The following is a 13,361-nucleotide window of genomic DNA, read 5'->3' as shown; positions in this document are numbered from 1 at the left end:
GCCCATCTCCAACCCCCATATCTGCCATGCAGATAGGGAATCACAAATCAAGCCTCATGGGAATCCTGAATCAGAAAGCTCGCAACCCGCTCTAGGAAACCTCGCCATTAGCGCAAGATCGTGTAGGTGATAGGGGGCGTGATAATGAAAACGGAGTTTCAGGCTTAGCGCAGCAAATGCCGCTTCGTCCGCACACGGGACACAAACCCCCTGATAGAACCCATGCGCCAAAAACGGTCGTTTCTGTCACGGCCAAACCCCCCGGCGAAAACCTAAGAGATTTCGCGGGATGATTTTTGCCTCACGCTGGCGCCCCAATAGAAGGTACTCTTGCTGATGTTCACACTGCGATAGAGGGTACTTGAGCGATGCCAATCGACTGGGCACAACTGGGAAAAGACACTGACAGAAAGATCTTGGAGAGAGGGGTTTCATCGGAATGGGTAGCCAACAAGGCTGGGGTTGATCGAAAAACGGTAGATAGGTTGCGTAAAGGAATGGTGGTCAGGCCCGTGTCGCTGAAGTCCATAGCTGACGTTCTCAGCTTGCGTATCAGCGATCAGTTCGAGGGCAACCGGGCTTCGAGAGCAACTCCCGTTGACGCGTTTGCGCCGATCCATCTTGGCGGCTACGGCAAAGCTCACTTCGAGCCTTACATCGGTCACTACTACCTGTTTAGGAACTCATATGACTACGATGACCGAGTTATCTGCAGCGCATTCGAAATCTTCTGGGATGACTCGGCAAGTCACCTAAAGTGGCGCGACAAGCAGGTCAACAAGAGGGATGATGGGAAAACCTTCAGCTACGAGTTTGAAGGGAGCGTTTCTATTCCGCCGGGAACATCAGTCACGCAATTCATCGGAGATACGGGCAAAGGTTTCACACGGCTGATCACTGCCACAGCGCTCCGCGGCGGACCGCCACCTCATTTCAAGGGAATCCTGCTAGGTATCAATGAAGACTCCAGGTTTGGCTACTACCCTGTGACATCTCCGGTTTACGTAGAAAGGTGCAAAGGCCAGCCGGATATGCGCGAGCTGGCGCGCTGTGTTGGATCACACCCAAAAGATCGTGTCTGGCACGAAGGCGCTCGTGATGAGTTGCGCCTTATCTCAAAAAGCTACGGCTCATTTTCCAAGCGTGCATTTGATCCTAGCTAGGCAGCTAGAATGCTTGGTACGTGACAGTTCCAAAAGTTCTCAAACTCAAGTCTTGACCCATCATGAGCCGCTTCCAAGCGCGCCTGAACACCCAGTGGGATGGTCATCTGTCGTTGTGTGTGTCCGCACGGGGCGTCGAATATTATTGGGCCTGAAAAATCGCCGAAGTGGATCTCGAGTAACTCCTCGAGCAAAAAGCCGATCGAGTTGTCTCGATCACTGGCATCTTTCAGCTGTAGGTCCGCAAAAATAATCGCACTGGCTTTCTCAAACACACCACTTCTCTGAAGATGCACCAGAGAACGATCCAGCGAATACATGAACTCGTTAGTATCTTCTAGGAATAGGATTGCCCCCTCTGGCATTGACCAGCTTTCAGTGCCTATGAGCGTTTCTAAGGTTGAGATATTCCCACCGAATACCATGCCGGAAGCTTCACCAGATCTAAAAACACGATGATCCTTCGTGCTCAAATCGTAGGCCAAACGCTTGCCCTCAAGGAACGAGAATAGCCAGCGCATGGTATCTGGGTCATTCTTGCCGGCCAGATCTGCGGCCATAGGGCCGTGAAACGTCGTGATCCGACACATCGTATTGAGGTGGACGAGCAAGTTGGTAATATCGCTATAGCCTACGAAAATCTTGTTCTTAACTCGACTGGGATCGAGGTGAGACAGCAACCTTCCGCTGCCATATCCACCGCGTGCGCAGATGACAGCAGTAACTTCATCGTCTTCGAATGCGGCGATGAGACTGTTTGCTCGATTTCTGTCGCTTCCTGTCATACGTCCAAAGGTCGGTTCGGTTTCTCCGAACACCTTCACTGAGTATCCGCGGCTTTCGGCAATCCGCGAGAAGTCTTCATACACCGTTCCCTGAGCCGCAGAGGCTGGGCTAACGATGCCGATAGTGTCACCTGGGGCTAGAGGACGCATTACAGCTCCTTACTTTGGAAACTTCTGCCTATGTTCCACCTCTTCTCTGGAGGCAGCTCATACATACTAGGAAATCAGTGTGGGAAGTGTGAGGGATATGTTTGTCCATGTTGGGGAAATTTCGGACAGTTTGCCCCTAGGTGGCTGGTCAAGTTCCCTAAGATAAAGACCTGTATTTTAACTGCCGTCTTCAAGGTCTTTTGTGGGCAGCTTTGCCACTTTTAGACGCCTAGCTTTCTCGATTTCCTGCCCTTGCTTTCCAAGTTGGCCGAACAGGGATGATTTTACACGGATGTGGTCGGAACCTCCCGGTCGATGCGCTGCACTGTCCATGCGGTGATGTCAGGTTTTGATCAGACGGCGCGGCTGAGCCTCGTCGCTGAAACCACTTTGGGTCCCTTTTGCCCAAGCCGCCCTCGACAAGGAGAAATCGCATGCTGAGCATTAGTGCCAAGAAACAGACCCTGCTGGTCTTTGCCATGGGCTTGGTGTCCTGGTGGGGAACCAAGGATGGCTTCGCCCAATTCGTCACCCAGGGAACGGAAGAGGGTTACTCAATCGTTGCCGTCCTTCTCGCGGTGACTGCCTCTGCCCTCGTGCAGGCGCTCATGGCTGTCTTCCTGACCATCTCGCTGAGCATCTACATCGTGCATCTTCGTACGCGGCTCCTATACCTGATGGGTTATGCGATCATGACTGCAGTTTCAGTTGTGCTCGCCATCGCCTTCTGGGCGAACTTCATGAATCTGCCCCAAGATCAGGCCGACTCTGTTTTTGTCGCGAACCGTAACAGTGCCATTGAAGTCGCACTTGAAAACGCCAATCAGCTCACGAGCATGCGTGAAGTCGTCGTCGACATGCGGACCGACGCGCGCGCGAATATCGAGGCCGAAGCGGCAATCCCTCGCGCACGTTATGAGTTTTGGGTCTGGATGGAAGCTTGGCTTGCAGCGATGCAGACCGAACTGGTCTCGCTGGAAACAGAACTGGCGACAGCACTTGCGGTCGCCGAAGAGGCACCAACGCTCGAGTCGCTCCAGAACAGTCTGCGCGCTCCGATGATTGCGGTCGCCGAAAGCTCCCTGGCCACCAGGTCGAGTGACTGGATTGAAACTGCGACTGACCGTGAAGCAACGCTGAGTGACGGTGGCGGTCATCGTGGTCGCTGGGCGGGCTTCGAGGCCAAGCTGCAGGCACTTGCGGGACAGGTTGATGCATTTTCACCCGACCCCCTTCCGAATGCGCAGGACAACCCCATGGCCGGCGAGAATGGCGCGAAAGTCTATGCCATGGTTCTGGTCGAGAAATTCCTGACCGGCGCTCCACTCACCGCGGAAGAGCGTCTTGCATTGGGTCTGGCGATCACGGTCGATCTGATCTTCGCAATCCTCCTGATCCTGCGCGTCGAAAGTCGTCGTCCGGACCAGGACCCCGACCTGATCTATCATTACACTCCGATGGTCGAGGCTTTGAAAGCGCGTCTCAAGCGCAACGGGTTCGAGAAAGGTATCTCTGGTGTGGTCGAAACTTTGCAGGGCAATGGCAAGGGGCTCCTGGGCTTCGACCGTCTCCTTGGGCTCGTGGTCTCCCTGCCCGAGGGTGCCAGCAAATCGCAGCTTGGCCAGACCACTGCCTTCCTCACGTCCGACGGTATGGCGCTCAATGTCAGCGGCCTGGCGGTGCTGCTTTCCCCCAATGGCCCTGGTCGCTCGGCGCGCGCTCGCGAAGCGGCACTAGCCCAGAAACGCCGTGCAGTGACCGTCTGGATCCCGCCCGCCCAATGGCGCTTGATCAACCGGCTCAAGCACGTCGCGGATATGATGCCCGAGCCCGAGGACAAAGGCACGCTCGCCAGCTTTCTGCAGCAGCAGCGTCGCAAGAAGCCCCGCGTCTGGACCACGCAAAAGCTGAATACGCTCAGCAAGTACTTCGGTAGCGCCATGGAAGCCTCGCTTGATGAGCTGGTGCCCGCACGGATCGAGCGCATCGTGGACGCCTATAAGTCCGACCCGCGTGCCCGTCGCCTGACTCGCAACACTCGTGAAAAGCACGAGGCGATCTTCCGTGAGGCCATCGATACCGTGCGCAACGAAGGCCTCCTGCCGAACGCAAAAATACGCGTCGCGGCATAATCCATCGGACAGGCCGCTGGCGCGGCCTGTCCTTCCCAATGGCAGAAAGAGGACCCGAGCCATGATCGCACGTTTCGCATTTTGCACCGTAGCAGCAGGGCTCTACGCCTATCGCATCGTCGATCCGTCCGGCGCCTTCGACACCTTCTTTTCCACCTCTGAATGGCTGACCGGCGTCGTGCTCGAGCCGCTTGGTGCCTCGGTCTACATGCGCAACTTCATAAACCTGCTGCTCGTAGACCAGTTCGAATGGTTCCTACTGGGCGTGATCTTTGCACTCGTGGTCTCGTTGCTTCTGTCCGCGTTAGTGATCTTGGGATGTGCCTTCGCGCGTGGACTGCGCTGTCTGCTCGCACCGTTGTGGGGCGGCGCCCAGCCCCGTCCTCGATCTCCCTCTCCCTCGCACGCACTGTAATCCAAGAGGAGATTCCAATGTCTGCTTCAACTACGAACCACCCCCAGGGCATAGCCTTTGGTGTCACGTCAAAACAGCCGCTTGTGAAAGCACTCTGGCTGCTCGTCTTCTTCTCGTGGATCCCGATCCTGGGCGCCACGACCCTCAACCCATGGACCGTGATCCAGGGCACGGGCTGCTTCCTGCTGCCCACAGCCACCGGCGATCTGTTCGCAAGCCTTGGGTTGCCCTTACCGGCACTCAGCCACCTTGGTGCACTCCTGGCCCTGGGCAGTCTCGTGGCCTTCGTCCTGCGCGATCGGGCGCTGGCGTTGGCCCTCGCCTTGGGCCTGTCGCTCCAATTAGTGCCTCTGATCACTGGTTGCAGCGCGCGTCCGAGTGATCCGCAGGCCTCCATGGCGTTCTGGGCTGCAGCGAGCGGGCTGGGCTTTGCCCTTATCACCTCTATGGGAATTTTTCTTGTTCGAGGCCACATCTTCGGCGCCGGCTTTGCCAGCTTCCTGGCGGTGCTTTTCTACGAAACCATCGGTATTGCGCTGCTCTCAAACGCCAGTGATAGCTGGCGCGCGCCGTCGCTGGTCGGGCAGCTCTACACAGACTTCGCACCGAACCCTGCAATTCTCATCGGTGTGATCCTCACGCTTTTAGCTGCGCGGGTTGTGGTGAAGGCTTACGCTGACAACCACGCCATTCTAATGCACCTGCGGGTGGATGGCCTCCTGGGCAAAGGGCTGATCAAGGCCTTCCGCCTATGGCTTCCGATGCTGGCGATCTTTACAGTACTGACTGCAGGCTATTCGGTGATGTGGCGCTTTGCCGATCAGGCGGCCGCGGACTTCATAATTGCCCAAACGGCGGTGCCTGCGCCGGCCGAGCCGATCGGTCTGAAAGCCACACTGGTGCACATTCAGACCGAACAAGTCCGCGCCTGGCGGGCAGAGTTGGAGGCTCGCTCGCTTGCCACCCAAACCCAAGTCAATCAGCTTGTCCGCAACTCCGCCCAGGAGACATATGATTTCGTACGTGACCAGCTGCCCATCCGGGCGCCAGGCACGCAAACGAAAAACTGTCGCTGGTATGACATCGGCTGCCACGTGATGAACCTCGCCAAATCAATGGCCAACTCGATCTATCAAGGTATGCGAGAGGGCGCGCTGAACAAACTCAAGGCCAAACTCGACCGTGCCGAAGCCGAGGCGGGCCGTGGCACCGACGCCTTCCGTACCCGCGCTGTTGCGGAGATCGATACCATGCTCGTGGCTTACCGCGAGCGCTCGATCGCAGGCATCGGTCATACCTTTGCCACCCTTCAGATTCTCAGTACACTGCTCTTTCTCTACACGCTGCTTGTGCTCCTCAAGACCTACCTGATTGTCCTGGGGCGTGTGGTCTTGCATCCGACATGGGGCATCGTGGCCAAGCTCGAAGACGGTGCAGTGCCGCACAGCCATGGCGACACACGGCTCTCTGCACGGGGTGCTCTCACTTTCGGGCGCAACCGGCGCGACGTACTCTTCGTGACACGGGACACAGTTGTTTCCAACTCGCCCGGCAGCGGGCGTATCCCGATGCCGCTCACCGCAATCCTGTCGCGGATAACGAACAGGGCATGGCGCATGCAGCGCATCGACCTATCCAACTGCAGCGATACGGTCAGCCTGGATCTGCCGCCGCCCGCCAGCCTTGTGGAGTGGACTCTGCGCACTGACGAACGCGTGATATTCGAATTCTCGCACTTCGTAGGCATGAGCGACAAGACCCGCATCAAACCGCTGCTGAACTTCAACCTCGTCAGTCTGATCTTCGGACGTGCACTCGTCTATTACGCAGAGGGTCCAGGCACGCTGTTGCTCAGGACCAACGCGACCGCCATCACCACACGCACCGCTAACGGACGCACCTCGATCAAGGCGGGGCGGAGCTATGCGCCTAACTGCTTTGTGGCGCGTGACACCCGTGCGGGCTTTGCCGTGCATTCGGAACATCACGAGGTGATGCGTGGCAACATCGTGGTACGCAAATCACCAAAGGACACCGTTGTGGTGGACACTCAGGCTGACAATGGCGCACGTTCGGCCTTTGGCATCTTGCGTTACGCGCGCACCTTTCTCGTGCCAATCTGAGCTGTGCTGTTCCCTGATGAACAGCTTAGCAATCGATGACTCGATTGCAGAGTTCGAAGTTGTACGCGACAGATGCATCATCGCTGACAGCGACTGCAGTCTCTCTGGCGAAGCTTCCAGCACGCAGTTCGCCGTAAATGAGCGGCAGAAAGGCTTTCACCTCAGTTTGATTGCAGACCTCCCAAGAGTCGGAGTTTACACCCATCGTGATCCACCAAAGCTTGATACAATCGTCGCCAGAACCCCCATCGATTTTCAGAAAGATTGTCGCCGTGACGTTCCAGCCATCCCAGACGGTAATGTTCTGGCCAGCCTGAGCAATCTTGATCTGTGGTTCCTGCCCTAATGCAACAGCAGGGATCGCGGCCATCATTGCGGAAACGATGACAGATAAAGTAGTGCGATTTGCAGTATGATCACGATGAAACACAGTGACTAGAATACTAGATGCCTGTCTGCATATCGCAAAGAACTTCTTCGGTGTCATCGTGTACTCATAATGCTTGGCCCAAGATTGCGTACAATGATACCTGAATGGGCGAAAACGGTGGTTTCTGTCCGGCCCTACAGGCCTCAGCATTTTCATGAGGTTAGCCGCGACAGAACCGTGAGGCAAAACTTATGTGGTTTTGGCACGGTTGTGCCTGACAGCGGAAGCGGCCGTTCGACGCACGCGGCCAAACTGGTAGAGAGGGCTCGGAGCGGTCATCTGATATTTTTTTCAGGGATGTCGAGCGATTGCTAGACACGATGCTCCCACAAAGATTCTTATGTCAGGTGTAGAACACTAGTGCCCCATTCCCCGAAGACCCCCCAGAAACTCCAGCATCCCCGGCATCGGCATCCGTTCCGGCTTCACCTGCGCCGCTGTCACCGGAAACACCCCCTGCGGCAGAAGCGCCCCCGGCAGGTTGCTGGTCTCCCGTGCCTGCTCCATCATCGCGCTGGCCGTCTCCGCTGGCTCCGCTCCGCGTTCCGCCAGATAGTCCGCCAGTGCCTCCGTCGCCAGATCGTCCGCTTCCCGCGCCATCCGGTTGAGCTTCTGTTCCAGCTTGTCCAGATACTCCCGTGCCGTCAGCGGAACCGCTTTGTCCATCAGGACCGACTGCACTATTGGGTCCGCGCCCGGTGGTGTCCACATCAGGGGCATCGTTCAGCTTCCTTCCATTCTTCGCTCTACGTATACAGAGCGCTAGCGCAACGTAAGGTGCTGAGCCGGCAACTGTCGAGCACGATGCAATCCGACTTTTGTGTCTAAGCGTTAAAAGAAGCCATTGCCGAGTTTGGACTGCCCGAGATCATGAACACTGACAGTCATACGATTGGTGTTAGTTCACGGCTGGTTTGACCCAATACCGATTGGCCCCGTAACACCGTTGAGCCGCGAATGCCAAGGGCGGCGTGCTAGACCGTTCGAGATCGGAAATTGGCGGCATGAAACCGTACCCGGATACACCTTAGATCAGCCGCCGCAATGTCCGGAAAACCCGGACCGCTCCACAGGCCATGTCGTGCGGATCGCTTTTCGACGTTTCTGCATCCAGCAGCTGTGGCTGTGAGCCTGCTACTTCCGCTACATGTGCTACAGTCAGCGAGGTGCTGGGCGTTTCTGGTTGAGGTTCGCAGACCCGCGAGAGGCTGCTACATTCGCTACGAGGCCGAGCGGTGTATCAGAAGTACTGGGGCGCAAAAGTCGGGAGCGGGCTTGTGCCCGCCCTCAGTTTCCTTGAACAAATTAGTCATATCGAACCACATTGCCTACGCCGTTTCGATTGCCCATGCTTCCTTGCGAGCGGCGCCGCGCACTACGGTTCCACGGTCGAGCGGGGTAATCCAACCGTGGTCTTCCAGCAGCCGCAGCGCTTCACGGGCCTCTTTGGTAACGCGAAGGCATGAGGGTCCGTATTGCGCCACGTCACGTGCCATCACGTTGGGATGCGGCCAGCCTTCCAGCAACCATTGCCGCAAGGTTTCGGCACGCTCGATTTCCTTTGACACAGTTGCGGCGTCGGCCAACCGCACCGCTTCACCTAGATAGAATTGCGCAAGGGTAATGCCGTCGCACATGTCCTGCGCGGTGACGTCGGGGGCATCGATGTCGCGCCACAGCGTCAATACGCCCGCGATGCGCGCGGCTTGTTCTGCGGCTTTCGAAGCATACCCGGTCATATGCGCGAGGGCGGCGCCAGGGGCCTGTTTCGCTTCGATTGTATCAGCGAATTGCACCAGCAACTTGCGAGCGTCGGGGGTAAGCGGCAGCAGGCGGGGCTCAAGCGTCTGCCCGTCCTGCGCGGTCGGCATGTTGTGGGCCAATCTCCGCTTTAATTTCGCTTCGAATGCCTCAAGCGCGCCGGTATCCTGCCGAGTGTTGGCGTGGAAGCGAACTCCAATGGTCGAAGTCGGTTCGCAAATCAGGCAGCGAGGTAAGAAGCCCAGCCCACCTGCCATCCGATCGGACAGAAAGTCGCGCATGACGACAGGCTGCGACATCAGGTTGAGTGCCATGCGCCGACCGCGAAGCGTGAAAACGCCATCTCCTGCGCGAGTGCGTTGGATTTCAGCTCCGTCCCACAGCTTGTTGAGCCCTGCCAGTGTTTTCACACGGTGGTCGGCAGACATGGCAAAGCCTCCAAGGAATTGCCCGGCCTCATCCGAGAAAAGGCCAAGGGAAGGCTGTCCATTCAGAAAGGCTCGAAAGATACCTTCCAGAGTCGGTTCGGAACATGTCCGGTCAGCCAGCAAAGGCGGCTTGGGCTCTTCACCCAAGACTTCGAGGTCCGCACGAGCCGCCGTTGCCTTTTCAGACTTTTGGCTTCCCATATCTCTCAGGATCGCCTTTTTTTGGACGTCGAATACCTCTGTTTCTCGACGCCACGTCTTAAGCGCAGCGGTATGTTTCTCGCCCTGTTCGGCCTCGAAGACGCGGAGCCCTCGCATTACGCGTTTGTCGCAGGCGGTCTTTCGCTCGCCGCTGGCGGCAACCGTCAACAAGAACAGCGACAAAGGGGTTTGTCCGCCCAAGGCCTCAACATCCGCGTGCCCTTGCACCGCCAGTGAAGCCACCGCCAGAGCAGAGGCCGCAGCCAACGCCACAGGAGCTTGCGTCTCCCCCTGAACGGCTTCTACAGCCGCACGTAGCGGCCCCAGATGGCCAACAGGATAGGCTTCGCCGGGAGCAGGTTCCCGCAGTAACGGTTGAGGGCTCTCGGGTGCAAAACCGATTTCGTTCAATTTGGCTTGCGTTTTCATACCCGCACCGCCTTTCCGGTCGAAAGGATGTCGTTGAAGTCGGCTCCATCACCAGGGTCGAGGATACCAACGCGCCAGCCCGCGACATAAGCACGCTGCGCCAGCGCGTGTGCACCTTCGCGCCCAGCCGCATCGCCATCTTGCGCGATGGTCAGTCTCCCCGGAGCAGTCGGGAGTCGCAGCCCACGCAGGCCGGATGTCGAGAGCGCAGCCCATACCGTCGCAGAGCCTTCCAGAAACCCGCACAGCAGCGACAACGTGCTTTCGATGCCCTCTCCAACCACAAGCCGCGGAGCCGCCTTGGAAAGCGTCACAGCGCCGCCAGAGACCGCGCCTAGCATCGCCTTTGACGGAGTGAGACGCGCCTTACCGCCGCCATCTGCGCTAAGGTACGTGCGATGTACCGCGAAGCCATCGCCGCCCTCCACCAACGCTACGAGCGCGGGGTGTTTCGACGCTGTCGCTCCATGCCAGCATTCCGGATGAAAACGCAGCGATGTCGGTAAACAGCAGCTGATCCCGCGCGCCTTCCTGAGGTACGTTTCCGCAATGGTGCCGACGATCGGCTGCGCTTCTTTCCAGCACCGCTCGGCCTGGACGGCCCGTTTTGTTGCATTGGCCAAGCGCTCCGTCTCTCGGCGGGCAGCTATCTCCGGATCAGGCGGCCTGTAGTCTCCGCCGTTCACGCCAGCGGCCGCAAGAACATCACGAAAGCCGCAATGCATCCGCTTGCAATGGAGCAGTAGCTTGGCATCACCATCGGCCAACGTGAGGGCATTCTGTCCTTTACGGCGCTCCGGCTGACAGAGAGGGCATGACGCAACTCCGTAGGTGCCGTACCAAATCCCACCAAGCTCTTGGGTCAGGTTTTTTGCATTAATCTGCATCGGACCCTCCAAGCCAAAGCGCTTCATCCAGAACGTCGGTGAGCTCCGGAAACAAAATTGCGCGAATAGCGATTCCTTCTTCACAGGGGAGCATTTCGTCATTGCCGGGGTCGATAAATGCGCGGACGCCAACGACATCGTGGCCCTTGAAAAGCTCGCGAATCACGACGAGTTTTCCGCGACTGTTCTTTTTCATTTCAGCGATAACCATCGCGAGCATCTCCATAAAATGGAGGCGCTTGAGAAGCGTCCCGATGAGGGGTATTGTACGAGTGCGAGCAAGTACTTTACGCCCCGGTCGCCCTCAAAGCGCCGGGGTTTTTACTAGGCTGCACCGCTTCCGCGCTGCTCGCGGAGGTGCGCTTCGAGCTCATCCTCGGGCCAGTAGATCCGCGCACCAAGCTTCATCGGCTTGGGCAAGCGACCGGCCTCAATATCTTTATAGATCGAGGACCGTGACCGGTTCCCGAGCTTGATGCTGACGTCTTCAAGGGTGAGGTATGTCTGCATTGCTGTCGTCCTTATGCTGATCGAGGACGACAAACGCGCATGACGTCGTTCGCCCCCGAAGGGAACGCCCCAACTTGGGGCTGCGAACGCACGTCATGCGCGTTAGACGGGCAATAGCACGCGCCGAAGCATAACGCAACATATGTGCGTGACTTTTGAAGCCACTACCACATATTGCTGCTTGCAATATTTTGGATCGGTAAAGTTACTTTAATGTAGCGATTGTAGCGGATGTAGCAGCACATTGCAGCGTCAGTCGATCAGTCTGACCCAACGAGCGATCTCGCCTCCGACCTTTCCAGAAAATCACATGCTGCCAGCTTGTGGCACCGCAATCCCACCAGGGCCTATTTACAGGCTGAAGGAGCTTTTTTGCCTGTTGATAAATGTTGACATTGAAAGAGAGATTTTGATCCGGTTACCCCTCTGATGTTGTTCATCTCCAAATGATCGACCGAAACTCAACCGTGATCTGGCACTCGAAGGTTTCGCATGTTTATCATCGAGTTGGATGACATGCCTTGAAGGACCGGCAAGATGGTGAACAGCGACGTCGAAAAGCGCCTGTGGTCGGCGGCAGACCAGCTCTGGGCAAATACCGGTCTCAAGCCCAGCCAATTCTCGACGCCGGTACTGGGCTTGATCTTCCTGCGTTATGCGGAAAAGCGGTTTGCCGAAGCCGAGGGGCGGATCGGGCCGGTTGGGTCGGGCAACCGGCGCAAGATCAGCAAGGCCGACTACGACGCCGAGGGCGTGATCTTCCTGCGCCCCGAGGCTCGCTTCAGCCACCTTCAATCGCTGACCGAGAGCGACGACATCGGCAAGGCGATCAATGAGGCCATGAAGGCCATAGAGGAGGACAACCCCGACTTATCCGGCGCTCTACCCCAGACCTATACCGACCTCGGAAACGACGTGCTGGTCGAACTTATCCGCCTCCTCGCGCCAATCGACCTCTCCGGGGACGCCTTCGGCAAGGTTTACGAGTACTTCCTCGGCAACTTCGCCATGAAGGAGGGCCAGAAGGGCGGCGTTTTCTACACGCCGGAAAGCATCGTAAAGCTGATCGTCGAGATCATCGAGCCCTATCACGGGCGCATCCTCGATCCGGCTTGCGGCTCGGGGGGCATGTTCGTGATGTCTGCCGACTTCGTGGAGCGACACGGCAAGACCCCGAGTAGCGAGATCAGCATCTACGGGGTCGAGAAGGACCGCGTCACGGTCAACCTCAACAAGATGAACCTTGCCGTCCACGGCCTGTCTGGTGATGTGCGCGAGGCGAACACCTACGCCACGGACATCAAGCAGCTCTTCCCGAGGGTCTTCGAGGAGCGCGACGGCTTCGATTTCGTCATGGCCAACCCGCCCTTCAACGTCTCGGGCGTCCGGAAGGAAGACCTTGAGGGTGACTGGCGCTTCCCCTTCGGTATCCCCAAGCCCGACAACGCCAACTACCTCTGGATACAGATGTTCCATGCGGCGCTGAACGATCAGGGACGCGCGGGCTTCGTCATGGCGAACTCGGCGGGCGATGCGCGGGGCAGCGAGCAGCTGATCCGGCAAAGGCTGATCGAGGATGGCAGCACCGATGTCATCGTCTCGGTCGGGCCGAACATGTTCTACACGGTCACGCTGCCCTGCACCCTGTGGTTCTTCGACAAGGGCAAGCGCGGGACGGAGCGGGAGGACACTGTTCTGTTCCTCGACGCCCGGTCCCTCTACCGCCAGATCGACCGCGCCCACCGGGACTTCCTTCCCGAACAGATCGAGTTCCTATCGAACGTCGTGCGCCTCTACCGGGGCGAGGCGGTGGAGCTTGAGGTCGGCAGCGCGGACCTGCTGGCCGAGCATGTGTTGGATGTCACCGAGAACTGACCCGGCAGCAGTCGGAATTGTCACTGAGATTTGACCCATGTGGAACCTTGCCTCTGACGGAGTTCGTCGGGG

At 57.8% G+C, this 13,361-nt stretch carries 12 protein-coding genes; 5 read left to right on the top strand and 7 right to left on the bottom strand.

Annotation, left to right across the window (positions count from 1 at the left end):
- Positions 1–497 precede the first annotated feature (497 nt).
- Positions 498–1,163 carry a hypothetical protein gene (locus BW990_RS20700; RefSeq protein ID WP_076451371.1) on the top strand — a complete coding sequence of 222 codons (666 nt, stop codon included), beginning with the start codon at positions 498–500 and terminating at the stop codon, positions 1,161–1,163.
- Here BW990_RS20700 and BW990_RS20695 read toward each other — a convergent pair.
- Positions 1,160–2,098, bottom strand: a complete 939-nt coding sequence (locus tag BW990_RS20695; RefSeq protein WP_076451369.1) for a S66 peptidase family protein — start codon at positions 2,096–2,098, stop codon at positions 1,160–1,162. The genes BW990_RS20700 and BW990_RS20695 overlap by 4 nt on opposite strands.
- A 434-nt stretch (positions 2,099–2,532) precedes the next feature.
- On the opposite strand from BW990_RS20695, the gene BW990_RS20690 reads away from it, so the two are divergent.
- The 3 genes from BW990_RS20690 to BW990_RS20680 all read left to right on the top strand — a co-directional run bounded on the left by BW990_RS20690 (position 2,533) and on the right by BW990_RS20680 (position 6,768).
- Entirely contained in the window at positions 2,533–4,230 is a 1,698-nt protein-coding gene (locus tag BW990_RS20690) for a hypothetical protein (protein ID WP_076451367.1), read from the top strand.
- A 61-nt stretch (positions 4,231–4,291) separates the two neighbouring features.
- Positions 4,292–4,645, top strand: a complete 354-nt coding sequence (locus BW990_RS20685; RefSeq protein WP_076451365.1) for a hypothetical protein — start codon at positions 4,292–4,294, stop codon at positions 4,643–4,645.
- A gap of 17 nt (positions 4,646–4,662) precedes the next feature.
- The gene (locus BW990_RS20680; protein ID WP_076451363.1) at positions 4,663–6,768 is read left to right on the top strand and encodes a hypothetical protein; all 2,106 of its coding nucleotides are present in this window, start codon (positions 4,663–4,665) and stop codon (positions 6,766–6,768) included.
- A 25-nt stretch (positions 6,769–6,793) separates the two neighbouring features.
- On the opposite strand, the gene BW990_RS20675 is transcribed toward BW990_RS20680, so the two are convergent.
- The 6 genes from BW990_RS20675 to BW990_RS20650 form a co-directional block, all read right to left on the bottom strand.
- Positions 6,794–7,255: a hypothetical protein gene (locus BW990_RS20675; protein ID WP_143526315.1), complete on the bottom strand. Its 462-nt coding sequence runs from the start codon at positions 7,253–7,255 to the stop codon at positions 6,794–6,796.
- Between the two features lie 300 nt (positions 7,256–7,555).
- Positions 7,556–7,918: a hypothetical protein gene (locus BW990_RS20670; RefSeq protein WP_076451359.1), complete on the bottom strand. Its 363-nt coding sequence runs from the start codon at positions 7,916–7,918 to the stop codon at positions 7,556–7,558.
- A gap of 608 nt (positions 7,919–8,526) precedes the next feature.
- Positions 8,527–10,017, bottom strand: coding sequence for a YfjI family protein (locus tag BW990_RS20665; RefSeq protein WP_076451357.1), 1,491 nt, complete (start codon positions 10,015–10,017; stop codon positions 8,527–8,529).
- Positions 10,014–10,904, bottom strand: a complete 891-nt coding sequence (locus BW990_RS20660; protein ID WP_076451355.1) for a DUF7146 domain-containing protein — start codon at positions 10,902–10,904, stop codon at positions 10,014–10,016. Before BW990_RS20660 ends, BW990_RS20665 begins: the two co-directional genes overlap by 4 nt.
- A complete protein-coding gene (locus BW990_RS20655) occupies positions 10,894–11,115 on the bottom strand; it encodes a PC4/YdbC family ssDNA-binding protein (protein ID WP_143526314.1) in 222 nt (73 codons plus the stop codon). The genes BW990_RS20660 and BW990_RS20655 overlap by 11 nt, the downstream gene beginning before the upstream one ends.
- A gap of 113 nt (positions 11,116–11,228) precedes the next feature.
- Positions 11,229–11,414 carry a helix-turn-helix transcriptional regulator gene (locus tag BW990_RS20650; RefSeq protein ID WP_076451351.1) on the bottom strand — a complete coding sequence of 62 codons (186 nt, stop codon included), beginning with the start codon at positions 11,412–11,414 and terminating at the stop codon, positions 11,229–11,231.
- 537 nt (positions 11,415–11,951) lie between these two features.
- Here BW990_RS20650 and BW990_RS20645 point away from each other — a divergent pair.
- A complete protein-coding gene (locus tag BW990_RS20645) occupies positions 11,952–13,289 on the top strand; it encodes a type I restriction-modification system subunit M (RefSeq protein WP_083950762.1) in 1,338 nt (445 codons plus the stop codon).
- Positions 13,290–13,361 lie beyond the last annotated feature (72 nt).

Source organism: Roseivivax lentus (assembly GCF_900156805.1).
GTDB classification, from domain to species: Bacteria; Pseudomonadota; Alphaproteobacteria; order Rhodobacterales; family Rhodobacteraceae; genus Roseivivax; species Roseivivax lentus.
Note: the sequence above shows the minus strand (reverse complement) of the source record. Positions and strands in the feature narration are given on the sequence as shown.